Genomic DNA, 24,626 nt, shown 5'->3' with positions numbered 1-24,626 from the left:
AAATTTCTCCTTTAGGGTTGAGCCTCCATCCGCCATAGTCGCTCCCCTTCAATGCAGAGCACCCTTTTCGAAACAGGCAGATGTGTGAATTTGAACCGACAATCGACGTTTACGACGTTTAACCTGGCCGTCCCATCTGGATGCAGCAATGAACGCTACCGCAGCAACTGTAGCGGCGCGAAGCAGTACCCGCGGAAAAAATGGCAACAGGACTCTGCAAACCGGGCGAGGCCGAGTTAACTATAGATTATACCATTCCTGAATTGATTCACTCAATTGAACTTGTGCAACGCCAGGTACGGATACAGTGGTCCCCACTATTCACAGGAGGAGCACCCCGCTCGCGGAGGGGAACTGATGGGAATCTGCGGATTGGAACCTACGGATGTGCTATGTGTGTCAACGAACAGACCGGCATCTGCAACTGCCGGAAACTGGCACCTGACGCGTACTGAACAAGTACCGCCTATCTTTCAATGAAACCAATTAAAAGGAAAAGGAGAAGAACATGGCACAGGATACCTCAAAGAATGAGAATGCAGCGAGCGATACTCGGGAAGCTGCGGAGAATATGACTCAGCATGCGGGCGATGCCGCCCGGCGTGTAGGCCACGCAGCGAAATCGGCAGGTCAGGAAGTCGGATCGGTGGCAAGAGACGAATTTGCAAAACTGAGAGCTGACCTGGATGATCTCATTTCCCGCATTCCCAATCTGTCAGACGTTGACCTGGAAGAAGCCAAGGAAAAACTTATGGCAAAAATTGCTGACACTCGCGAGGCTGCCCACGACCTGGCGGAGGACGCCCACGAGCAATTCGACTATGCCGTCGAGTGCTCGAAGGAGTGTATACGTGAACACCCTCTTCAATCGGTTGGCTACGCGGCCGGGATCGGCCTGATAATTGGCCTGTTGCTGGCCCGTCGTTAAGCTACGCGTTCCGCTACTTAACCCGAGATGAACCGCCATGTTTGAGACCATTAAAAAAGCGAAAGAAATTGGCGCTCTTATCCTGGAACGCCTCAGCGAATACCTTGAGCTGGTAAAAATATCCGTGGAGATTCAGGGGAAGAATTTCAAGCGACGATTGATCGGCTACGTCGTGATAGCGTTTCTCTCCGTCTTGAGTCTGGTGTTCGCAGGAGTTGCTGTGATCGTTACTTTCTGGGACACCCCCTATCGCGTGGTCTCAGCTTGGGGGATTGCCGCTTTCTATGCCTTGACTGCCTTTGTAGTTTATTTCACAACCCCCGGTCAGACAGATTCTGTTTCAGCTTTTGATACCGTGCGTGATGAACTACAGCAGGATATCAAGCTGATGAAGGATATTGTATGAGCACCTCGCTGGAATATGAAAAAAAGGCGCTGTTGGAGCGGATGAACGCCACCCGCAGGGAATATCGATCCAGATATGGACATGAGGATGAGCGGACGCAGGCGACGGGCGACGATGTTTTTCCGCGCAGCCGGACATTCAGGTTCATAGCGCGCCACCCCTACTCTATCTCACTGGGTCTGTTAGTCGTGTTGTCCGCAGTACCATCCAGATCGTTGAGCAAAGCGGTAAAAAGCGGGATTGCCCTGTCCTCTGGCGTCCTGGGCAGCAGCGCGAGAACGCTGGTGATGCGTGAGGTTCTGCCGGCGGTGATAAGGTCGCTGAATTCCCGCGGGCGGATGTAACTTCGAGTGTGGAAGTAATAGAAGCACGTCATTTAAAAAGCACAGGAAAAATTGGTCATGGAGGAAGGTTTTCCAGTTTTCTCGGGAGAATTATGATGGGGAAATATTTTATTGCCTGGCTTCTGGGTGTGCCTGCGTTTGTTTTAATCATCATTTACTTTCTGATGAATTAGGCGAGACAATCCCAATCCATACGGTCGCGCGGGGTTTTCTGCTCCCTCCGCCTCCCCTGCGTGCAATCGCAACCACAACCGCAATTCAGTGGAGTTGACTTGAAAAATCGCTACATATCAGGAAGTATTGACATCGCGTTGATCATCGCTGCTTTCGGCCTTCCGGCACTGGTCCTCGCGGAGGTTTCCGCGGAACGAAAACCGAATGCGCCCGAGGTTGTCACGCCGCCCTGGGAACTGTACGACACCGATGAGGATGGGTACATAACCATGAAGGAGGCTGCGGTGCAGAAAATGTCCCCCCAGGTTTTCCACAGTCTTGATATCGACCGGGATGGCAGACTGAACAGGAATGAGTTCACCAAAGTGCCTCCTATGCGGGAGAAGTGAGCAGCGGTCTTTTGATATTCCCTGTGAAAAATCGGGCGGAGTATTGAAAACTCGAGGCGGTGGAATAGGTGCAAAACTTGTATTTCCGCTACAATTCTCCCGATGATTTCAACAGATGCAGTTGCTCCCGCAGTTGATGCGAAAGGGGAGGCTGACGCCCGCACGGCCACCGGAAACATCTTCCTGGTCGGGATGATGGGCGCCGGAAAAACGACGGTGGGAAGGCTCCTCTCCCATTTCCTGGAAAAAACCTTTTACGACTCGGATCGGGAAATACAGAAACGAACGGGTGTCAGCATTCCCACGATCTTCGAGATCGAAGGGGAAGCCGGCTTTCGCAGGCGCGAGACCGAGATACTGTCCGAACTCATGAATGCAAGAAATATCATTCTGGCGACGGGAGGCGGAGCCGTATTGAGTGGATTAAACCGGACGATGCTGAAGCACGGCGGCACCGTGATATACCTGCGAGCATCCATTGACGACTTGTGGCGCCGCACGCGGCATGACAAGAACCGTCCGCTGCTGCAAACTCCCGACCCCCGCGCAAGACTGGCTGAACTGTTTGTGCAGCGCGATCCGTTATATCGGGAAACGGCGCATATCGTGGTTGAGAGCGGGAAACGAAGCCCTCGGCATCTGGCTCAATCGCTGGCACAACAGCTGACGATCTCATCCCGCACCGGATAAAATAAAAACCGGCTGGAAGGTTCTGTTCGTTTCCCTTCCGCCGATTGGAAAACCGCTATTCGGCTAAGGGCGGTCTGTCCGGGAACAGCACATCGGTAAAACCGAATGTGCGAAAATCGGTAATACGCATCGGGTAGAGAATCCCCTGCAAGTGATCGCATTCGTGTTGCACCACCCGGGCGTGAAATCCCTCCACCGTCCGGTCTATGCGGTTACCATATTGGTCCGAACCCTCATAACGTATTCCGGCATACCGGGGGACCATCCCGCGCAGGCCGGGAACACTCAGGCAGCCTTCCCAATCCTGCTCCATATATTCCGTGAGAGGGGTCAGTACCGGATTTACCAACACCGTGTAGGGTACCTCCTCCGCATCCGGATAGCGCGGATTATGCTTCACCCCGAAAATGACAACCTGTAGGCTGATTCCGATCTGCGGCGCAGCCAGGCCAGCACCCTCCAACGCCTCCATCGTATCATGCATGTCTCGAAGCAATGCTTCGAACTCAGGCGCGCTGAAATTCTCCACCTTCCGAGCCACTTCCAGTAAGCGGGGATCGCCCATTTTGAGGACGGGCTTAATCGGCATCGAGCGTCACCACCCATTCGAGAATATTTCTGACCCTGACCATCGTTTTTTCCAGAACTGCATGCGCCTCATTCAGACGGATGAGATGAGCACTGCTTTTACGGCCGGCCGCATAATTTGCGACCACAGCCATGGTTGCGTAGCACAGGCCCAACTCCTTGGCAAGGGCGGCCTCGGGCATACCCGTCATTCCAACCATGTCAACCCCATCCCGCTCCAGCCGGTTGATTTCAGCCGCAGTTTCGAGTCGCGGCCCCTGGGTCGCCCCATAAACCCCTCCGTCAAGCACCTTTTCGCCGGCACGCTCTGCTGCTTCCAGGAGACGCTTGCGGGTCAAAGGACAGTAGGGCTCGGTGAAATCAATGTAGGTCACTGACCGTTCCTTGCCATCGTAATAGGTATACTTGCGACTGTGGGTATAGTCGATGATCTGGTTGGGAATCACCACCGTGCCCGGCGCGAGATCAGGACGGATTCCACCTACCGAAGCAACCGCTATCACCCTCGTCAGATTCACCGACTGCAATGCCCACAGATTGGCGCGGTAATTCACCTCGTGAGGGGGAATCGTATGGCCATATCCATGACGTGCCAGAAAAACAACCGTATTGTTGCGTATCTTGCCAAAAGTCAGAGGACCTGATGGTTCCCCATAAGGGGTCGTTACAACTTTCTGATGGGAAATTTCAAGACACTCAAGCTGGGCCATTCCGGTCCCGCCAATAATTGCAAGCATATTCTGGATTTTACCTCACTCTTTCAAGGCATAGATGGCGGGCAAATTTCGCCATGCCCCATATATATCCATGCCGAAGCCGAAGACGTAGCGGTTCGGCACCACAAGACCTACAAAATCCGCACTGATCGGCTTGGGACTGGCAATATCCTTTTCGGCAAAAACGGCGCTGTAAAATGCCGCGGCGCCGCGGCTCATCACCCATTCACGTATGGCGGCGAGCGTAATTCCCTGATCAAGGATATCATCCACCACCAGTACGACCCGGTCTTGCACATTCTCGCCCGGTGAGACTTTCCAGTCGATCGCGCCACCGCGCGTCTGGTCAGCGTAACGGCTGACATGAAGATAATCGAAATTAAGCGGGAATTCCAGCAGGGGAAGCAGTTGCCCGGTAAACACGACCGCGCCCCCCATGATGCTCAGCACCAGAGGATACCGATGCGCCAGAACAGCCGTAATATCGGCTGCCATACGTCTGACGGTTTCCACGACAGCATCAGCAGGAAGTATCTGCTCTGCTTCTCTCAGAATTTTCTGTGCATCCTCGTATGGGAGCATCGGCCGGGTAACCTGATGAAGAATAAGGAACAGGAAAAATTCGATCGGACAGCGGATGGATGGCTAGACGCTGGTATGCCCGATGCATCTGGCGTCGAGATACGCCGCAAACTCACGCCCGACCTCCGGATGCTGGAGCGCCAGCGCAATCGTTGCCTTGAGGTATCCTATCTTGCTCCCGCAATCGTAACGCGTTCCGCGGAATTCGTATGCCAGCGCCCGCTCTTCCCGCAGAAGCGAGGCGATTCCATCGGTCAATTGAATCTCCCCGCCGGCACCCGGTTGCACCCTTTCCAGGTGCTCGAAGATTTTCGGGGTCAAAATATAGCGTCCGACGACGCCCAAGGTAGAGGGAGCATTCTTCGGATCGGGTTTTTCCACGATGCCGGTAATGGGATGCAAGCCGTTCATTCCAGGTCCGCATTTCACAATGCCATAATTCATGGTGTCTTCAGGCTCGACATTCTGTACGGCCAGAATCGAACAGCCGTTCTCCTCGTAAACCTTGCCCAGCTGCCGCATGATCGGCTCATCTCCCACGAGCAAGTCGTCTGCCAGCAGCACGGCAAAAGGATCATTTCCTACCGCGGGACGCGCGCAAAGGATAGCGTGCCCTAACCCGAGTGCTTCCGATTGCCGGATGTAAATGCAATGAATGTTCTTGGGCAGGATGCTGCGCAGCATTTCCAGCGTTTCATTTTTGCCACGTGCCTCCAATTCACTTTCCATTTCGTACGCTTTGTCGAAATGGTCTTCGATGGCGCGCTTGTGACGGCCGGTTATGAAAATCATCTCCGTGATACCCGCTGCGATCGCTTCTTCAACCGCGTACTGAATCAGCGGCTTGTCTACAATAGGCATCATTTCCTTGGGATTTGCCTTCGTCGCGGGGAGAAAACGAGTGCCCATTCCTGCCACCGGAAAAACTGCTTTACGTATTTTCGGCATTAACCCACCCATTCAGGAATCCGCTTACAGCGTCGAATTGTCATCTGCTTGTGAAGCCTGCAATAATCGTATCAATTCCGCTTCGTCAAGAAGCGCCACTCCCAATTCAAGCGCCTTGTCATATTTGCTGCCTGAGTCCGCGCCTGCCACGACGTAATCGGTTTTTTTGGACACGCTGCCGGCAACCTTCCCTCCCATCGCTTCAATTTTCTCCCTGGCCTCCTCCCGGCTCATGGTCGGCAGGGTTCCCGTCAGCACAAAGATCCTGCCGGCAATTTTGCTGCTTGCGGCGCCTGCCTCCAGATGTACCGAACCGGCTGCATGGTCTGTTGTCTGTGTTCCCGCATCTTCTTTCCAGTGTATTCCCGCGGCGCGCAGTTGCTCTACAACCTCAAGATTGTGCCTTTCGCCAAAAAAATCGGCAATGCTTTGGGCGACGACAGGTCCCACATCCGATACCTGCTGCAAAGTTTCCACGTCTGCTTCCATCAGGCGATCGAGTCCTCCGAAATAGCGGGCCAAGTCCCTCGCAGTGGCCTCGCCCACGTTGCGAATACCCAGGGAATAGATGAACCGGGCCAGGATCGTGTCTTTGCTTTTTTCAATTTCATTGATAATATTTCCCGCCGATTTCTCCCCCATCCGATCCAGCGCGGCGAGCGCAGCCAGCCCCAGCTTATACAAGTCTGCCGGGGTCCGAATAATGGCATTGTCCACCAGGTGATCCACCAGCTTATCACCCAGCCCGTGGATGTTCATGGCGCGACGCGAGGCAAAATGCAGAATTGCCTGTTTCCGTTGAGCGGGGCAAAACAATCCGCCCGTGCAGCGGGTCAGGGTTTCTCCTGGCAGTCGAACTGTCCTGGAGCCGCACACCGGGCAGTGCTCAGGCATCACGAAAGGTTTCGCGTTCGGCGGCCGGCTTTCCTTCTGAACTGCGACCACTTCCGGAATGACATCTCCTGCTCGCCGTACCGTTACCCGATCGCCGATCATGACGTCCTTGCGCCGAATTTCATCTTCGTTATGCAGAGTCGCATTGGTGACGGTTGCGCCTCCGACGAATACGGGCTTGAGGCGTGCCACCGGCGTCAGTGCCCCCGTTCTGCCCACCTGCACATCGATTCCGAGCAACTCGGTCGTTGCCTCCTGCGCCGGAAATTTATGGGCGAGCGCGAATCGCGGAGCGCGCGATACAAAGCCGAGTTTTTCCTGATATTCCAATTCGTTGACCTTGTACACCGTACCATCGATGTCATAAGGCAATTGTTCGCGCAATCCACTTATTTCATGATGATACTCCAACAAACCGGCAACACCTGTGACCGTCCTGCGTTCACGCATTACGGGAAAACGCAGTGACGAGAGATAGTCAAGCAAGTGGCTGTGTGTATCATGGGGAACATTTCCCCCTTCGCAGACACCGATGCCATATGCGAAGAACCTCAGGCTGCGATTGGCAGTAATGCGGGGATCGAGTTGCCGCAGGGAACCTGCGGCAGCATTACGCGGATTTATAAAGGTCTTTTCGTTCTTTTCACGCTGCTGCCGATTCAATCGCTCGAAATCCGCTTTCAACATCAATACCTCACCCCGGACTTCCAGAAATGCAGGAACTTCGGCGCCCCCGTCTGCCACCTTCAGGCCAAGAGGAATGCTGCGAATGGTTTTCAGGTTCAAGGTCACATCCTCTCCGATGTAGCCATCTCCGCGGGTGGCTCCCGAGACAAGCATCCCGTTCTCATAGCAGAGGCTTATGGCGAGACCATCGAATTTCGGCTCTACCGCATACTCAACGTAGTCGATGCCGAGGGACTGGCGCACGCGCCGATCGAATGCCGCTACCTCACCCTCAGTGAATGCATTACTCAGGGAAAGCATCGGGGTACGGTGAACGACCCGGGGAAACGCTTTGAGGGGAGGAATACCAATGCGCTGAGTGGGGGAATCAGGCGTTATGAGTTGCGGATGACGTTGCTCAAGCTCCTCCAGTTCACGGAACAGCTTGTCGAAGTCCGCATCGGGAATCGTCGGGGTGTCCAGTTCGTAATAACGGATATTATGCAGTTCGATTGCATCGCGCAGTTCCCGCATATGACGCGATATCTCGCTCAGGTGTTCACTCACCCAAACAGCCTCAGCGCTATCTGACCCCCCGGCGGGATATTGCGCGCCATCATCACGGATTGAATGCTGCTCAATTGTTGCTTGATTTTCCGGATCCCGCTATCGGTCAATGGCACGCGGTTGTCATCCACCATGAAGCCCCCGAGTGCTTCGGAAAAAGTTTCAGCCAGATGCACCATCTGATTGAAAACGCGTTCACCATTGGCAACTCGCGGCACGTCAAGAAAAAGCGTGATGCCACGAGTGGTGAGCGTTCGAATACTGTCGGGAAGAAAAGGAGGCGGTTCATAATTGCCCAGGGAAAACAAAACAACGTTGTTTTCGTCCCGGTAATGAAACATCCCCTCGTCCCCCAGTTTGAAGCCGCATGCTTCCACCATGACGCGAATCTTGGCGCCGGTAAAAACGCTGTTATCCCTGCTGATGATATTGATGCCGGCCATGACATCCACCTGAGTACAGAATTCATCGAGCATCAGGGCCCGGCGGTAGCTCTTATGTATGTCAGGGCAATGGGCAGTTGCATTGACGCGGGCCGCAAAATTTTCCGCCATGTCGCGAAATTCACCCAGGCTCACTTCGCTCACAGGTCCTGCGCGATCAGCCAGTTGCAGGCAACCCTTCAGATTGACGTAGCTCGCTTTGCCCTCCCGGCTACGTGTATCCGCCGGGATTTCTTCCCAGGATGCATCTGCTTCCTGCTTCCCCATCCACCGCACCGGCTTGCTGAAATCAGATTTACGATCCAGCACGTCCGCCAGAGTTAAATCAGCGAACGGTGTCTCACGGGCGATCCCAACTACATAATCCACTGCGTCGGAGACATTGTCCCCTTCGGCCGGCCTTTCCTCATCGCCCGATGCGGCAACAGATATACTGAATCTTTCGTGAACAACGGCTCCTTCACGGCGAGAATCTTCATCGACCGATCTGCGGGCAGGCACACTGAATGAAGCCGGTCCTTTAAACCAGGTGCGCTCAACCGCTTTCCCGGCCTTCGGCCTGGATGGAGGGTGGAGAGCTGGATGGACGTTCGCTTTCTGAACCGGTTCGGTTACTTCCGGCGAAGCATTTGAATCCGTACCGGGTTCGGCTTCAGGATCGTGCAGTTCGGCGTCACTGCTGAGGCGAGGTTCTATTCTTTCCTCTCCCTTGGCAGACACACCCGCTCCCAGGAGTATATCCTCGTGCTCCCGGCTGAATGCCTGCTCCGCGTTGCGACGGTAGCGGCGTTGCTGCGTCCAGTTAAAAACGATTACGCCGAGCACCACGACGATGCCAATGCCGATCAGGCTGAGTTGCAATTCACTTAGATTGCCCATGGTCGTTCACGTTGCAAAGGCCGTATCGCCCAGTCTTACAGCTTCCTCGATTTCTACCGCCACCACGCGCGATACACCTTTCTCCTGCATGGTGACCCCTATTAACTGCTGCGCCATTTCCATGGTAATTTTGTTGTGGCTGATGAATACAAACTGGGTTTGACGCGACATCTTCCGCACAAGATTGCAGAAACGTTCAGTATTGCTGTCGTCCAGGGGAGCGTCCACCTCATCCAGCATACAAAATGGCGCCGGGTTGAGTTGAAACAGCGAGAATACAAACGCCAGCGCGGTCAACGCCTTTTCGCCACCGGATAGCAAATGAATCGAACTGTTTTTCTTGCCAGGTGGTTGGGCGACAATCTGTATGCCTGCATCCAGAATTTCTTCACCTCTCAGCATCAGCTTCGCATGCCCACCCCCGAATATGGTAGGGAACATGTCGCCCAGATGATTATTCACCTTCTCGACCGTTTCGAGCAGCCGCTCACGGGTTTCACGATCTATGCGCCGTATTGCGTTCCTGAGTGTTTCCGACGCCTCTTCCAGGTCCTGCGCCTGTGAATCGAGATAGGTTTTTCGGGTCTGGCAAGACTGCAATTCATCGAGCGCCGCGGTATTGACCGGCCCCAACGCGGCGATGTCGCCACGCAACCGGCTGACCTCGCTCTGCAATGCGGCAGGACGTGTCTTTCCCAGAGAATTTATCAATTCCTCTTCAGAGATTTCGCACCCCTGCAGTTGTTCGCCAAACTGATTCTCGGTAATTCTGGCCTCCTGCTCCTTGAGGCGCATATGGTTGATTGCCTCACGCAACGGATGCAATTTTTGTTCGGAAGCCATCCGCTCCTGCTCTATCTGCCACAATCCCGCAGCCAGATCTTCCAGGGCATTACGCGCCTCCGCCAGTTTCTGTTCACGCTGCTCACGCAATTCCAGCCGTTCCTGCAGCATTCCTACCAGATGGCTTTCATCGAAACTATCTTGCTCGACCTGCAATTTCTCCAGGTGAACTCCGAGTTCACCGACACTCTGCTCGATTCCCCCGATAGCATTTTGCGCTTCCGCGATTTTGTGCTCGCAGGTTTTTTCATGAAAGGCAGCTTCCTGCATTTCTCTCGATGCATTCTGAGCAAGGTGACGCTGAGTGACGAGTGACTCCTCAGCAGCCTCGCGCGCGCGTTGCTCCGTTCGCACCTTCTCCTGCAGGAATTTGATCCGTTCGCCATGCTCGCCAAGCCTTGCTTCGGCATCGCACTGACGGGAAGCTTCTGCCTCTGCATCCTGTTTGATTTCGGCCAGATCGCAATCGATCTGTTCGCGCCTCTGCTCGCTGCGTTCAGTTTCCTGGGTCAGCTTCAATGCCTGCATCTGCACATTATGATGCAATTGCTGAAGCTGTTCATTCTCATGACGCAGAGTGGACAGGGATGACTCCAGATCGTAACACGTGTCTTCTGCGGTATCGAGCGCCGACTGCTCGACGTCGAGCTTCGCCCTCAGCGCTTCCATTTCCACTTCAATCTGCGCGATCTCCCGTTGCCGTGCAAGCACGCCATGCAGCTGTGAGTCAGGGGAGTAAAAGGTGAGGCTATGGCAGGTAACCACACAGCCTTCCCGCGTCACCAGCATTTCACCAGGCGAGAGCAGGTTTCGCCGGGAGAGCGCCGCATTGAGGCTATCAATCGCAAATATGCCGCTCAGCCATTCATCCACTACAGATTTTACGCTCGTATCGCTGCAGGTCAGATAGGATCGCAATGCGACTCCTGCTCCCCCGTCTCTTGCAGGTTTGTCGCCCACCTCTTCAGCCTCTGCTACCTTTGTAGCCTTTGTAGCCTTTGTAGCCTTTTGCAGCCTCATCCCTGCCGGCTCGAACAGCGCACACTTCCCTGGCGGAGGGTTGGCCCACTCGAGCGCCGCCTCCAACTGCGCCACGCGTGTACCATTCAAACGCTCGCGCAGCACAGCTTCAAGCGCGTCTTCCCAACCCTTCTCGATCTGTATGCCTTGCCACAACCGCGGTAGAGAATCGAGCCCATACCTTGCAAACCAGGCGTTCAGTCCTTCGCTGCTTTCAAGACGTCCCTGCAGACGCTGTAACGCGCTCAGCCGCGCTTCAGCCTGCACAACCTGCTGTTCCAGCGCCTGTACGTTGCGCGCAAACTCGCGTTTGACTTCCTCAGCGTCAAGCAGCAGGTTTTCTGTTTGCGCAAACTCCTCCTGCTTTTGTTTCAGATCATGAGCAGTCGCTTCCACCTCGCGGGTCAGATCCGACAACTCCTCGATCTTTGATTCCGGCAAGGCATCGCGCTCAACCACCAATCGTCTGAGGCGTATTTCGAGCTGCTGCAGTGCCTTTTCGGCATGGGCACGATGACTTTTTTCGAGCTGCTCCGACTGCTCCGCCAGCAGCAGGTCGCGCTGCGCCTCGGCAAGCTTTTCCTGCCGCGTGCGAAAGGCGGTCTCGACCAGCGGCAATTTTTCATTCTCCACCGCGGCTTTCTGTTTACTTGCCTCGCTGCCCGATCGCGCCTGTTCGTACTCTTCGCGCCAGCGATTCAAGCTGTCCACCGCAGTATCGGCCTGCCTGGCATAATGCTCAAGCTGGTGCTTCATTGCGGCAATCTGTTGCGCGATGCGCTGATAATTTTCCCGCACGTGCTGTATCTGCTGTTCGGTGTGCGCCACTTCGGCATTGGCGGCATACAGCTCGCCCTGAGCATCATGCAAGAGATCGCTGGCCGCAAAATGGTCCGCGCGCTTTTCCTCAAGCTGTTTTTCGGCCCTGCGCAACGTCGCTGTCTCGGCTTCGTGGGTTGTTTGCAGCGATTGAATTTCCTTTTCCGCCAGTGCCCGCTGCGATGCGGCTTCCTGTTTGCGGGCAAACCACAGGAGATTTTGCGCCTTGTCCAATCGGCTCTGCAAGTCCTCGAACCGGCGGGCTATTTCCGCCTGCTGCCCAAGACGCACCAATTGCTTTTCCAATTCCTGGCAAATATCGTTTACACGCAGAAGGTTTTCGCGGGTGTCCGCCAAGCGTGATTCCGTCTCACGCCGCCGCTCCCGGTATCTGGAAATACCGGCTGCTTCCTCCAGAAATACACGGACCTCCTCCGGCTTGGCTTCGATGATGCGGGAAATCATTCCCTGCTCGATGATGGCGTAGCCGCGCCCCCCCAAGCCGGTGCCAAGAAAAATATCGGCAATATCGCGACGCCGCACGTGAATATTATTGATGTAGTATGTGGATTCTCCGTCGCGCCTCAGTACCCGCTTGATGCAAATCTCCGCATAACTCGACCATTGCCCTGCTGCCTTGCCAAGGCTGTTGTCAAACGCCAGCTCCACGCTGGCCCTGCCCACAGGCTTGCGGCTCGTGGAGCCGTTAAAAATGACATCCTGCATCGATTCACCGCGTAGCGCGGAGGCCCTGGATTCACCCAGAACCCAGCGGACAGCATCGATAACATTGGATTTCCCGCACCCATTGGGACCCACGACCCCCACCAGATCCCCTGGAAAGGGAATTTCCGTAGGATCAACAAAGGATTTGAAACCGGCGAGTTTGATGTGGGAGAGACGCAATTTATCGTTTGCAAGCAGTTATAATGTGCAGCCGCAGAAGGTGATCTCCTGGATGAAGCTTCCGGTTCGGGAACATTTCGAATCATCCTGGGGAAAGCCTCCCAAGGGAACTCATTCTAACCGATTTTGACCCACGTGCGTGGCAAGCCTCGGCGCCTTCAGGCTCGGGAAGGATAGCGCCGATGGCGCAGCCATCGTATAATTGAGATCGCAAGATCTACCGCCGGGCTGGCGGGAAGTGAAGCCTGTGGAGAGGCGTAAGCGCTGGACGCTCTGCGTCACAGCCTGCCCCATTGAAGCAGGAACCCACCGAAGCGACTCATTTCGGCTCGATGCCGGAATGAGGGCCGTAGGAATCCTCTGCCTTTAGGCAGGGGAGGATGTCAAAGAGATAAGAGAATGCCCAGCAACCCCGGTAAAAACCTGGAAACCTTCCCCAATCCTGCTCAGGAACGGGACTACCATATCCATATGGAAATTCCCGAATTTACCTGTTTGTGTCCCAAAACCGGACAGCCCGATTTCGCAACCCTGATCCTTGATTATATTCCTGACAAGAAGTGTGTCGAACTTAAAAGCCTCAAGCTCTATATCTGGTCTTTCCGTGACGAGAACGCTTTCCACGAAGCGGTGACAAACCGGATTGCCGATGACCTGGTTACAGTCCTGGAGCCTCGTTATCTGCGTCTCACGGCAAAATTCTACGTGCGCGGCGGCATTTTCACCACGGTTGTTGCAGACCACCGTCAATCCGGCTGGGCTCCCCTGCCTTCCGTAGACCTCCTCCGTTTCGATAGCCAGTCCTCCACCCGCGGATGAATCTGCCCATGCGCATACCGGATGCAGATCCTGTTCGGATGCAGACCCTGTTCAGCAGCGACCTCTGCCCTCCATGCCAGCCGGCAATCTTGCCTGATTTCTGCGCACGGTGCACAGCGCAGCCAGACCCAGCGCGAGAAGCGCTACTGTAGCGGGCTCAGGGAGGATTGCTACTTCGCTTGGGGGCGGACCTTCCCCCTCCCCCGGATCGTTCCAGTTCCCGGTATCGCCATTTCCGCTACCCCAATCCTCATTTCCTCCGATTCCTCCACTTCCGCCGTTGCCTTCGCCCGTTCCACCATTCCCATTACCCTGGTTGGACCCACCTCCTTCAGCTCCGCCCGGATTGCCTTCACTGCTATTATCCAGGTCGGAATTATTACTGTCCGATGGAGACATCCCGCCGTCCTTGCCACTCTCGCCTGTACCTGGAGTGGCAGCGTCACGGGGACCCTCCCCTGCTCCACCTCCGCCACCCCCTGTTCCACCTCCACCTCTGCCACCTCCCCCGGCATAGGCGCCGTCCAGAGCACTGCCATCCCTGGCATTTCTATTTCTGGCAGCAATTGCGTTGGAACCTCCCCCAGCCCTGCCCCCATTTCTATTCGCATTACCGCTTCCATCCGGGCCACCCCCGAAGCCAATGCAGTCGCCATCCCTTGGCTCCAGTTTGTTTCCCGGAGCATCACGCGCTTGTGCGCACGCCTGTGGGATATTTCTTACCCGAGCCACGTTGCCACTATAAGAATGTGGAGTAAACGGTGTGATTTGTGAGTTACCTTCGGCGGGTTGCCACTGTGCCTGCATGAACAGATCCGGAACGGCCAGCAGGTTTACCAACCCTGCCTCATCATTGATGAAACCTGGAATATTGACGTCGAAAGCTTCATTCCCTCCGAGCAGAGGGAGATCTAAGCCGGTCGCTGGAGAAGCAAAATCCTCGGACAGGGGAAGCATATCGAAATATCCCGCAGCCAACGGCGGAATGAAGTCCGGCAACCGGTTCCAGGACGGATGACTTGAATGCTCCCCTGTACCCTCAGTACCATCCGCTTCCATTCGGCCCCGGGGAATATGGTATTCAAATTCAGGGGCAGCAGGCTCGACAAAGTCGAACTGAAATAACGCGATCGCATACGTATTTGCCGCAAGCGTAATCCCCACGCACGCCCCCAATCCCCAGACAGCTTTCCTCATACTCATCATACGACACTCCGATTCAGGCCCGTTCTCACAATGTCCGCTTCTGTCTTGTATATCGTTATTGGGCGGCAATTGGAGCAGGCGCAACAACTTAGGCAGGACCTGAATCGTAGCAATTCCTACTGTCCAAACAATTGGACGTTGGTACACCGGGTGAAGAAAGCGGCGATAAAAGTGGGCGAACGGGGAAATGGAGAACCAGGGCCTGTATTTCCTTCCTGGAGTTTCTTCGGGATTTCCTTCCCGGACCAGGATTATCCGTCAATGAACGGTGGATGTAGAAAATACGTTCAGGATAACCACACCGGCAACGATGAGTGCGAGACCGAGGATAGCGGGACCATCGAGCGCTTGCCCGAGAAAGAGCCAGGCGACAAGCGATATGAGCACGATGCCGGCACCGGACCAGATAGCGTATGCGATTCCCACAGACAGGGTGCGCAAGGCAAGGGAGAGAAAGAAGAAAGCAACAGCATAGCCTGCCACGACCACTACTGATGGCCAGAACTGCGTGAAACCATTACTCGATTTCAGGGCTGAGGTTGCCACCACCTCGCTGACAATTGCAACAGACAGGAAAAACCATTGCATACCGGGAATCCTCAAGCAATTTCGGAAAAGCGCAATGAGGACAATCAATCCCAATGCGCGGTGTGTGCGCAATCATACCGACTTGTTATGGGTTCTCCACTAGCATTCCACGGTCCTCGCGGTTCGGGGGCGCAGCGTGGGCACATTTTAAATAGAAACCAAAAGTCTTTTTACTTCCCAGTCTTTTATTGACCGGAAAATATTATGAATCTCGTCATTCCGGACCTGACCCGGAATCCAGCCCACACCCAACAATGGCGTGCTTTGAACGTCACTGGATACCGGTTCCGCCGATATGACTTTGTACTGTTTGCTCGCTGACTCAATAGCGCATTATTTCTTATACGCCACTCTGGCGAGCAAAGAGCCAGCCGCAGTACACAAAGCAGCAGAAAGACTAAATGTCATATTCTGTTCTCGATTGAATATCAAGAAAGGGGAAACCGTGCGTTATCTGAATATCATCGCAGTCATGTTGTTTTTTACCTCAACTGTCCATGCTGCGGTAACGGAGGATGCCTATATCGCCGGTTACGCGGCAGGTGTCCTGAAACATGGCTTTGGAATGGAAATTCCAACTCTGGTAGTGAAAGATGGCATCATTACTGTAAGCGAGGATAAACTGAAATCCGAGAACCGCGCACAGGTTGTTCAGGCACTGTCGAAAATTCCGGGGGTGGCCGGGGTAACCATAGCGGAAAAAAGTGTCAGCAGGACCGCGGAGCGCGAGGCATTCAAGCCTATTCAGCACCCTTCCGCCACCGCTCGGGAGCCTGGAGCAGCAACGAGAGCAGCAACGACCGAAACCGAAGCAGGCATACCTGCGGCGGGTCCCACCGTTCTGGCAACCGGAATGCTGCCCGAGGGGCATTTATTCAAGCCCTTACTGGCCGATCCGCGATGGGCACATTTCTCCGCCGCATATCGCAACTATGTCGGAAACAACATTGACGGAAACAACAATGCCTCCGTCAGCTTTGGTGAAACCATTCCGTTCTACCGCGCGAATTTCGGACAATCCACGGTGCAGTGGGAAGCAGGTCTTCAAGCAGCCGTCTTCAGCGATTTCAATCTCGGCGCGCCTTCGTCCGATCTCATCAATAGCGATTTCATAGCCTCCGCTTATGGAAGCGTGCGGGCAGGCCACTTTTCTGCTTTCGGCCGTGTCTATCATCAAAGTTCTCATCTTGGAGATGAATTGTTACTGCGCAGGTTAACCGACCTGGAGCGGATCAACCTCAGCTATGAGGGGGCCGATCTCAGGCTGTCTTATGAATTTCCGTACGGGTTGAGAGTTTACGGCGGCGGAGGTGGAATCTTCCACAAGGAACCCTCGAGCATCAAGCCCTGGTCGATCCAATATGGCGTCGAATTCCGGAGCCCATGGCGGATCGCATTTTTACCGCTGCGACCGATCGCGGCGGTTGACCTCAAGAACCATCAGCAGAATGACTGGAACGCCGATGTATCCGCGCGGGCGGGCGTTCAACTGGATCACTTCCGGGCATTCGGCCGCAACCTTCAGTTCCTGGTTGAGTATTTTCACGGAAACTCTCCGACGGGCCAGTTTTTCAGGCAACGGGTAGACTATCTAGGCATTGGAGCGCACTATCATTTCTGACCCTCATCACTGTAAAGAAACCGGGAAGTGTAAAGCGCTATACTGTCTGAGCCTTCTGTCCCTTCTGTCCTGACATGCCCGACACCATCGCCCGCAATTACTCTCGCCAGACTTTTGATACGCTAATCCGGCACGGTTTCCACCCCGTCCTGGCCCGTGTCTATTCTGCACGCGGTATCGAGGAGCCAGGCCAGCTTGAAATCGACTGGCCCCGCCTGATCCCCTTTGCGCGCCTGAAGAATGCAACCGTGATGGCGCAATTTCTGGCCGAGGCGATTGCACTCCGCAAGCGCCTGTTGATCGTGGCTGATTACGACTCGGATGGCGCCACGGCTTGTGCCGTAGGAATACGCGCATTAAGGAAATTTGGCGCCCAGGTCGACTACCTCGTCCCCAATCGTTTCGAGTATGGCTATGGCCTTACCCCGGAGATCGTGCGAGTGGCTGCCGCGAGCACTCATCGTCCGGATATCCTGATTACAGTCGATAATGGCATCGCCAGCGTGGAAGGAGTTGCCGAGGCCAATCGCCTCGGAATGCAGGTTCTCGTCACTGATCATCATCTTCCAGGCGATACGCTGCCTGAGGCGGTCGTCATCGTCAATCCCAACCAGCCCGGCTGTGATTTTCCCAGCAAGCACCTCTCCGGCGTTGGCGTCATGTTCTATGTCATGCTCGCGCTGCGGGCCGAGTTGCGGACAAAAGGCATGTTTGCATCTCCGCAGCAGGAACCAAATCTGGGGAGCCTGCTGGATCTGGTTGCGCTGGGCACCGTAGCGGATGTCGTGAAGCTCGACGACAACAATCGGCTTCTGGTACAGCAGGGTTTGAAACGCATTCGCAAGGGAAGCGGATGCGCGGGCATCAACGCTCTGATCAACATTGCACGCCGGGATTTCAGGCAAACTTCCACCTACGAACTGGGTTTCATGATTGGACCGAGACTGAACGCGGCAGGACGGCTGGACGATATGTCCTTGGGCATCGAGTGCCTCATTACCGATGACCCCACGCGCGCTGCCCAGCTTGCGCTGCAACTGGACACATTCAACCGCAAGCGGCAGGAAATTGAATCCGGCATGCGGGATAGTGCCCTGCACATGTTGGAGAATATCTTTTCTGGTAGCAGTGGTTTGCAGGACTCGCCCACACTGCGGTCATCGGATATGCCCCAGGGGGCAAGCGTATCCCAATCGAATAATTCCGCGCGAGAGGCGCCGAATGCGTATGCCTTGACCCTGTTCGATCCCGGATGGCACCAGGGGGTAATCGGCATACTGGCGTCGCGCATAAAGGATAAATTTCATCGCCCGGTTATCGCATTTGCATCGGGGGGCCAGGATGAGCTGAAAGGGTCGGGGCGGTCCATACCGGGCTTCCACTTGAGAGATGCGCTGGATCGGGTTTCAAAACGCTGTGCCGGGCTTTTGCTCAAATTCGGTGGTCATTCCGCGGCAGCTGGCCTGACCATACGTACATGCGATTTCGAAAAATTCTGCGATGCCTTCGAACAGACTGCCAGGGAATTGCTGGGGCCGGCGGATCTCAAGCGGGTCATCGAAACCGACGGCGACCTGGATGAATCCGAAATAACTCTGGAACTGGCTGAACATCTCATGCGGCAGGCATGGGGACAGGGATTCCCGCAACCCGCGTTTCGCAGTCGCTTTCATGTGGAAGACCAGCGTGTCGTCGGACAAAAACACCTTAAATTAAAATTAAGAAAGGCGTGGACCGAAACCGGAAACGGCCAGCCGGAGAAATCAGTCTTTCTTTATGACGCCATACTGTTCCTCCACGACGCCCCTCTTCCCGAGGTGATAGACGCCGTTTACCGGTTGCAGGTAAATGACTTCAAGGGTGCTGCTTCTCTGCAATTTGTCCTGGAGCATTGGTCGGAAGCAACTATGATGTAATCACGAATCCTCACTCATTCCGCGCGCCCACGTTTACCCAGGATGTCCACTCCATGAGACTGACATATAATATTTGACCGGCCAGCATGATGCCGCCAGCCGGTCAAATCCCGCTGGGGTGGTTGTCCAGTTCCTGTTTGATTACAATCCACTGACTTTCGTGCCCCGGCGCTTACCTTATTGTCACCTGCTGTCACTTGTTAAAACCACCTGGCTCAAATTAAAACAGAATGGCATTCAATCTGACCATTCCCTCATCCGGATCGACTATTCGCTACGGTCACTTTGACGGATCTTCCGACTCGCTTGCCCTCGCCCAACTGGCACTGGAGGCGAAAGCAAAGCCCGTTGCCATTATTACGGCGAGCGCTTTGGCCGCCCAACGGCTGCTGGAGGAAATACCTTTTTTTGCACCGGAGCTGAGAACCCGGCTGCTGCCGGATTGGGAAACGTTGCCCTACGATACTTTTTCGCCGCATCAGGACCTCGTTTCCGAAAGACTGGCCACGCTCTACCAGCTCATGAATGGCGCCTGCGACATATTGATCGTTCCCATCACCACGGCCCTGTACCGCATGCCACCGCCCGAGTACCTTGCGGCACACACTTTTTTTCTCGCTCGCGGCGAAACCCTTGACCTGAACGCGTTGCGCGGCCAGATGACCCTGGCGGGCTACAGCCACGTGACCCAGGTACTTTCACCGGGGGAATACAGCGTACGCGGCGGGCTGATCGACCTGTTTCCGATGGGAAGCCCGCTGCCCTATCGGATCGACCTGCTCGATAACGAAATCGAAACCATCCGTACCTTTGATGTCGATACCCAGAGAAGCGTTTATCCCGTCACCGAGATACGATTACTGCCCGCGCGCGAATTTCCTCTCGATGAAGAAGGCCGCACCCGCTTTCGAGGCAAATTCCGTGAAAAATTCGAGGGAGATCCTTCCAAGAGCCTGATTTACAAGGATATCAGCAAGGGTGGCAGTCCCGCGGGCATCGAGTACTACCTGCCTCTTTTTTTTGAGCACACCGCTACACTGTTCGATTATTTGCCGCAAACGGCGCTGTTGTGCCTGCATCATGAACTATATCAAACGGTAGAGAGTTTCTGGCAGGACACTCAGGCGCGGTATCAGCTTCTGCGAGGCGATAGTGACCGGCCCCTGCTGAAACCCGCAGAGTTGTTCCTTACTACGGACGCATTCTTCGCCGCACTGAAGCCCTATCCCCGCATTGAGATTCCATCGGAAGACCATGCGACGAAAACTTCTGGAGTCGAAGTGCAAGGTTTCAGCATTCCTTTGCCCCCGCTCCAGGTCGATCGTCGCGCCGTGAATCCGGCAGAGAAACTTTCTGCCTTTATTGCCGAATTCGCATCCTCCCAAGGTGGAAAAACACTGCTCCTTGCCGAAAGTCTGGGCAGGCGTGAGTTGATTGCCGATCATTTGAAGCAATACAGGCTCAGTCTGGACATATGCGACAACTATGCGCAATTTCGCGCGAGCGTTAAACCCTTCGTGCTCGGTGTGGGGCCGTTGCACAATGGCTTCATATACTCGGCGGAAGGAATAGCCTTTGTAACCGAGAGCGAGCTCTATGCCAGACACTTGCACGGCCGGAGTGAACGGGATTCGCGCAAAACCAGTGCGATTGCCGATGCCGTGCTGCGCGATCTGTCCGAGATCAAGGCGTGCGATCCGGTCGTACATGAACAACACGGCATAGGCCGTTATCTCGGGCTCGTCAGTATGGATCTGGGAGAAGGCGAAACGGAGTTTCTGTCGCTGGAATACGCCGGCGGCGACAAGCTGTACGTACCTGTCTCGCAACTGCATCTTATCGGCCGATACAGCGGCGCTTCACCGGAATCCGCACCCCTGCACAAGCTGGGCAGCGGCCAGTGGGATAAGGCAAAGCGCAAGGCGATGCAACAGGTACGGGATACCGCGGCGGAACTGCTCAACATCTATGCCCAGCGCGCCGCCCGCGTTGGCCACGCATTTCGCCTGAAGGAGCAGGATTACGAGGCCTTCGTCGAAGGTTTCGGATTCGAGGAAACGCCGGATCAGGCGACCGCCATCGCTGCGGTAATCGACGACCTGACCTCCGCCCGGCCCATGGACAGGCTCATCTGTGGGGATGTCGGTTTTGGAAAAACGGAGGTGGCGCTAAGGGCTGCTTTTGTCGCTGTCGCGGATGGCAGGCAGGTCGCGGTACTGGTCCCTACCACGCTGCTGGCGGAACAGCATTTCCAGAATTTTTCGGATCGTTTCGGTCTGATTGCCGAGGAATGGCCGGTTAAAATTGCAGAGCTGTCGCGTTTCCGTTCAGGCAAGGAGCAGACCCAGGCGCTGGCGGGCCTGGCGGACGGGCAGATAGACATCGTGATCGGTACGCATAAGCTGATCCAGAAAGGCGTCAGATTCAAGAACCTGGGGCTGGTCATTATCGACGAGGAGCACCGTTTTGGTGTGCGCCACAAGGAGCAGTTGAAAAATCTCCGCTCTGAAGTGGATGTCCTGACGCTTACCGCCACGCCTATTCCGCGCACCCTGGCCATGTCATTGGAGGGACTGCGCGATTTCTCCGTCATTGCAACGGCGCCGCAACGGCGGCTGGCCATCAAAACCTTTGTAAACCGTTTTTCCGAGGGAATCATTCGCGAGGCCTGTCTGCGGGAGCTGAAGCGGGGCGGGCAGATATACTTTTTATATAACGAGGTGAGTACCATCCAGACGATGCATGACAAGCTTGCCCGCCTGCTGCCCGAAGCGCGAATAGGCATCGCCCACGGACAAATGCGGGAACGCGAGCTGGAACATGTGATGAAAGATTTCTACCAGCAGCGGTTCAATCTGCTGCTCTGTACAACCATCATCGAAACCGGCATCGATGTACCCACTGCCAATACCATTATCATCCATCGGGCGGATAAATTCGGGCTGGCGCAACTCCATCAACTGCGTGGGCGGGTAGGACGCTCGCATCATCAGGCGTACGCCTACCTGCTGGTACCGGAGGAGGAGGCATTAGGGGCTCAGGCCAGAAAGCGCCTGGAGGCCATTCAGTCCATGGAAGAGCTCGGAGCCGGCTTCTATCTCGCCATGCACGATCTCGAGATTCGCGGCGCCGGTGAAGTCCTCGGAGAATCCCAAAGCGGCGAGATGCAGGAAATCGGCTTCAGCCTCTACGCCAGCATGCTGGATGCGGCCGTGCGGTCACTGAAGGAAGGCAAGGAACCCGACATGCAGCATCCCCTTGGCGTTGCCACGGAAATCAACTTGCATGTTCCCGCTTTGCTGCCTGAGGATTATTGCAGTGATATACATGAGCGGCTGATCCTGTACAAACGCATGGCCAATTGCACCAGCGATGAGCAACTGGATGAAATGCAGATTGAATTGACGGACCGCTTCGGCCTATTACCGGATCCGGTCAAAGCATTGCTCGATTGCCACCGTTTACGTATCGCTGCAGCGCCCCTGGGAATTATCCGTGTTGAGGCAAGCAGTGAATCCATTCAGATTCAATTTACGCCCAATCCCTCCGTGGATGCGGCGAAGATTGTCGCCCTTCTTCAGCGCAGCCGCGACTACCAGCTTTCCGGACCTGATCGATTGAAAATAAAAACGCGTATCGCGGAGGCGAGAGAACGGGTTGCGCGGATAATGGACTTGTTTACCGAATTGAGCACATAGGATAGGGTGGAAAGTGACGCATTCTCAGTGGTGGAGGCGGGAACGGGATATATCGAATTGCGCGTCGTTCCCGGGGCATTGATTAGCGATCTGCAGCCCATATTTTAATCGCTGTTTTTCGGAATAATGCTGCTGAATTTTTGACAGTATTTGTCCGTTGAGTAACCTTTATCCGGAACTCCGTCCAATGGCGCTTCTAAAGAGCATTAAGAGCAAACTCGTGGTGTTCGCCACCAGGGCTAGGCTGATCCCGTCGTCGCTAGGGCTCGGATTAAAGAGCATTAAGAGTAAACTCATGGTGTTCGCCACCATGACCAGGCTGATCCCGTCGTCGCTGGGGCTCGGATTAAAGAGCATTAAGAGCAAACTCGTGGTGTTCGCCACCATGGCTACGCTGATCCCGCCGCTGGGACTCGGATTATTGACATTCAGGCAGAGTGAAGCGCAGATCAACGCCAACGTCACGCGCGAGCTTCGCGCTCTCACGGATTATGCGGGCCGGGAAATAGAATTCTGGCTCGACAGGCGCGTGCATGAAGCGCACGTTACCGCAGCATCCGGGGTGGTCATCGAAGCATTGTCCGCGTCTTATCAGCGCCGCGCGGATATGTCGGCCAAATATCCGGGAGCCCTCGCGCGTTACCTGCAGTCTGTTCAGGGAAAGCTCGATGCGATACGGGAGTTGACCGTGATGAACGCATCCGGAAAAATTATCGCCAGCAGTGCCGAAAAACCGGCGGGAGCAACGCTCCCCGATGAGTGGCCACAAAACTCGGTCACGGAAGGCCTTGTGATCGCACCCCCTCACTGGAACGAGCAGTACAATACTGCGACCCTCAGCGTCGCGGTTCCGGTATTGTCATACGACAACGTATTGATGGGCGCCCTGGTAGCCGTGCTTGACCTGCGCAACCTGCAACCCCATTTGAAGAGTCCCGCAACATCGCCGCCCGGCGAAGTACTTCTGCTGAACTCGGACGGCCGGATTCTCACTGGCAGTCAGACGGAGGGAGAAACCATGGCCCACCTCGATCCCGTCGTGTTGCGGAATCTTCTCGCACAGCCCCGCGAATCCCTGTTCTTCGAGGGATTGACCCATCGTGAAGTAATCGGCCTGGCCGATGTATCCCGTGAATTCCCCCTTACCATTCTGGCGGAGCGCGACCGGGCCGCGGTCTATGGCGCATGGATAGAGCTGCGCAATATGTTCCTGATACTGGTCGGCACGCTGGTTCTGATAGTAGCCGCCGCAGCATTCCAGATGGGACGCTCGATCGTCGTGCCGCTGCAACGTCTTATGCGTGCGGCGGACCGGATCGCAGATGGCGACCTGGAAGTGCGGCTCTCCGCAACACGGAACGATGAGATCGGTCATCTCACGAAGTTATTTGATCAGATGGCAGGCAGATTGCGCCGAAACCACGCTGAAATCATGGCTGCGCATGAAGCCATGCAACAACAAAACCGGGTGCTTGAAACACTCTCGATTACCGATAGCCTCACCGGCCTCTATAATCGCAACAAGCTCGATGCCATCCTGGCCGATCAACTCGCGCGATTCAGACGCACGCAGCGCCCCTTTGCACTGCTGATGCTGGATATCGACTATTTCAAGACACTCAATGATACATATGGCCATATTACCGGCGACAAAATCCTGGCCAAGGTTGCGCAAATACTTCTCCAGTCGATCCGCAGTATTGATTATGCGGCGCGCTACGGTGGCGATGAATTTATCATCATCCTGGTCGAGACCTACATCGATCAGGCTGTCAAAACCGCTGAGCGCATCCGCGCGCATGTGGAAAATCTGACCTATGACATAGGAAAATCGACGATATCAATCACGGTGAGTATCGGGGCCGTGGAGTGCCGACCCGACGACAACACAACGACAGCAGTATTCTCCCGCGCCGACAATGCACTTTATGAAGCCAAGCGCGCTGGCCGCAATCAGGCATATTTCTCCCGCTAAA

The 24,626-nt window shown here is 55.1% G+C and carries 19 protein-coding genes; 10 read left to right on the top strand and 9 right to left on the bottom strand.

Annotated elements, in window-relative coordinates; all coding sequences use genetic code 11:
• Positions 1-508 precede the first annotated feature (508 nt).
• The 5 genes from ACZ5BW_RS03490 to ACZ5BW_RS03470 all read left to right on the top strand — a co-directional run bounded on the left by ACZ5BW_RS03490 (position 509) and on the right by ACZ5BW_RS03470 (position 2,931).
• A complete protein-coding gene (locus ACZ5BW_RS03490) occupies positions 509-928 on the top strand; it encodes a DUF883 family protein (RefSeq protein ID WP_464542569.1) in 420 nt (139 codons plus the stop codon).
• Between the two features lie 37 nt (positions 929-965).
• Positions 966-1,334 carry a phage holin family protein gene (locus ACZ5BW_RS03485; protein WP_464542567.1) on the top strand — a complete coding sequence of 123 codons (369 nt, stop codon included), beginning with the start codon at positions 966-968 and terminating at the stop codon, positions 1,332-1,334.
• Positions 1,331-1,678 (top strand): hypothetical protein, encoded by a 348-nt coding sequence (locus ACZ5BW_RS03480; RefSeq protein ID WP_464542565.1) that lies wholly within the window; start codon positions 1,331-1,333, stop codon positions 1,676-1,678. The genes ACZ5BW_RS03485 and ACZ5BW_RS03480 overlap by 4 nt, the downstream gene beginning before the upstream one ends.
• A 272-nt stretch (positions 1,679-1,950) precedes the next feature.
• On the top strand, positions 1,951-2,241 hold the full coding sequence (locus tag ACZ5BW_RS03475; RefSeq protein ID WP_464542563.1) for an EF-hand domain-containing protein: 291 nt from the start codon (positions 1,951-1,953) through the stop codon (positions 2,239-2,241).
• 102 nt (positions 2,242-2,343) lie between these two features.
• The gene (locus tag ACZ5BW_RS03470) at positions 2,344-2,931 is read left to right on the top strand and encodes a shikimate kinase (protein ID WP_464542561.1); all 588 of its coding nucleotides are present in this window, start codon (positions 2,344-2,346) and stop codon (positions 2,929-2,931) included.
• Between the two features lie 55 nt (positions 2,932-2,986).
• Here ACZ5BW_RS03470 and def read toward each other — a convergent pair whose 3' ends face one another.
• From def to smc, 7 genes are all read right to left on the bottom strand, one after another.
• Positions 2,987-3,520: a peptide deformylase gene (gene def / locus ACZ5BW_RS03465; RefSeq protein ID WP_464542559.1), complete on the bottom strand. Its 534-nt coding sequence runs from the start codon at positions 3,518-3,520 to the stop codon at positions 2,987-2,989.
• Positions 3,510-4,256, bottom strand: coding sequence for an S-methyl-5'-thioinosine phosphorylase (locus ACZ5BW_RS03460; RefSeq protein WP_464542556.1), 747 nt, complete (start codon positions 4,254-4,256; stop codon positions 3,510-3,512). Before ACZ5BW_RS03460 ends, def begins: the two co-directional genes overlap by 11 nt.
• A 15-nt stretch (positions 4,257-4,271) precedes the next feature.
• On the bottom strand, positions 4,272-4,817 hold the full coding sequence (locus ACZ5BW_RS03455) for a hypoxanthine-guanine phosphoribosyltransferase (RefSeq protein ID WP_464542554.1): 546 nt from the start codon (positions 4,815-4,817) through the stop codon (positions 4,272-4,274).
• A gap of 63 nt (positions 4,818-4,880) precedes the next feature.
• Positions 4,881-5,765, bottom strand: a complete 885-nt coding sequence (gene galU / locus ACZ5BW_RS03450) for a UTP--glucose-1-phosphate uridylyltransferase GalU (RefSeq protein ID WP_464542552.1) — start codon at positions 5,763-5,765, stop codon at positions 4,881-4,883.
• Positions 5,766-5,789: 24 nt separating this feature from the next.
• Positions 5,790-7,892, bottom strand: a complete 2,103-nt coding sequence (gene ligA / locus ACZ5BW_RS03445) for an NAD-dependent DNA ligase LigA (protein WP_464542550.1) — start codon at positions 7,890-7,892, stop codon at positions 5,790-5,792.
• The gene (locus tag ACZ5BW_RS03440) at positions 7,889-9,214 is read right to left on the bottom strand and encodes a cell division protein ZipA C-terminal FtsZ-binding domain-containing protein (RefSeq protein ID WP_464542548.1); all 1,326 of its coding nucleotides are present in this window, start codon (positions 9,212-9,214) and stop codon (positions 7,889-7,891) included. Before ACZ5BW_RS03440 ends, ligA begins: the two co-directional genes overlap by 4 nt.
• 6 nt (positions 9,215-9,220) lie before the next feature.
• The gene (gene smc, locus ACZ5BW_RS03435) at positions 9,221-12,802 is read right to left on the bottom strand and encodes a chromosome segregation protein SMC (protein WP_464542546.1); all 3,582 of its coding nucleotides are present in this window, start codon (positions 12,800-12,802) and stop codon (positions 9,221-9,223) included.
• A 399-nt stretch (positions 12,803-13,201) separates the two neighbouring features.
• Between smc and queF the strand changes: the two genes are divergently transcribed.
• Positions 13,202-13,621 carry a preQ(1) synthase gene (queF, locus tag ACZ5BW_RS03430; protein ID WP_464542544.1) on the top strand — a complete coding sequence of 140 codons (420 nt, stop codon included), beginning with the start codon at positions 13,202-13,204 and terminating at the stop codon, positions 13,619-13,621.
• Positions 13,622-13,672: 51 nt separating this feature from the next.
• Here the strand turns inward: queF and ACZ5BW_RS03425 are convergent, their stop codons facing one another.
• Both ACZ5BW_RS03425 and ACZ5BW_RS03420 read right to left on the bottom strand, forming a co-directional pair.
• Positions 13,673-14,827 (bottom strand): PEP-CTERM sorting domain-containing protein, encoded by a 1,155-nt coding sequence (locus ACZ5BW_RS03425; RefSeq protein WP_464542541.1) that lies wholly within the window; start codon positions 14,825-14,827, stop codon positions 13,673-13,675.
• 258 nt (positions 14,828-15,085) lie between these two features.
• Positions 15,086-15,415 (bottom strand): DMT family transporter, encoded by a 330-nt coding sequence (locus ACZ5BW_RS03420; protein ID WP_464542539.1) that lies wholly within the window; start codon positions 15,413-15,415, stop codon positions 15,086-15,088.
• A 445-nt stretch (positions 15,416-15,860) separates the two neighbouring features.
• Here ACZ5BW_RS03420 and ACZ5BW_RS03415 point away from each other — a divergent pair, with 445 nt between their 5' ends.
• The 4 genes from ACZ5BW_RS03415 to ACZ5BW_RS03400 all read left to right on the top strand — a co-directional run bounded on the left by ACZ5BW_RS03415 (position 15,861) and on the right by ACZ5BW_RS03400 (position 24,625).
• The gene (locus ACZ5BW_RS03415) at positions 15,861-17,036 is read left to right on the top strand and encodes a DUF1207 domain-containing protein (protein WP_464542537.1); all 1,176 of its coding nucleotides are present in this window, start codon (positions 15,861-15,863) and stop codon (positions 17,034-17,036) included.
• A gap of 74 nt (positions 17,037-17,110) precedes the next feature.
• Positions 17,111-18,952 (top strand): single-stranded-DNA-specific exonuclease RecJ, encoded by a 1,842-nt coding sequence (gene recJ, locus ACZ5BW_RS03410; RefSeq protein ID WP_464542535.1) that lies wholly within the window; start codon positions 17,111-17,113, stop codon positions 18,950-18,952.
• Between the two features lie 230 nt (positions 18,953-19,182).
• Positions 19,183-22,650 (top strand): transcription-repair coupling factor, encoded by a 3,468-nt coding sequence (gene mfd, locus ACZ5BW_RS03405; RefSeq protein WP_464542533.1) that lies wholly within the window; start codon positions 19,183-19,185, stop codon positions 22,648-22,650.
• Between the two features lie 295 nt (positions 22,651-22,945).
• Positions 22,946-24,625, top strand: coding sequence for a sensor domain-containing diguanylate cyclase (locus ACZ5BW_RS03400; protein ID WP_464542530.1), 1,680 nt, complete (start codon positions 22,946-22,948; stop codon positions 24,623-24,625).
• The last annotated feature ends 1 nt before the right edge of the window (position 24,626 follow it).

It is taken from the genome of Nitrosospira sp. TNL300 (assembly GCF_055385915.1).
This window is presented reverse-complemented; position numbering and strand designations above follow the sequence as displayed.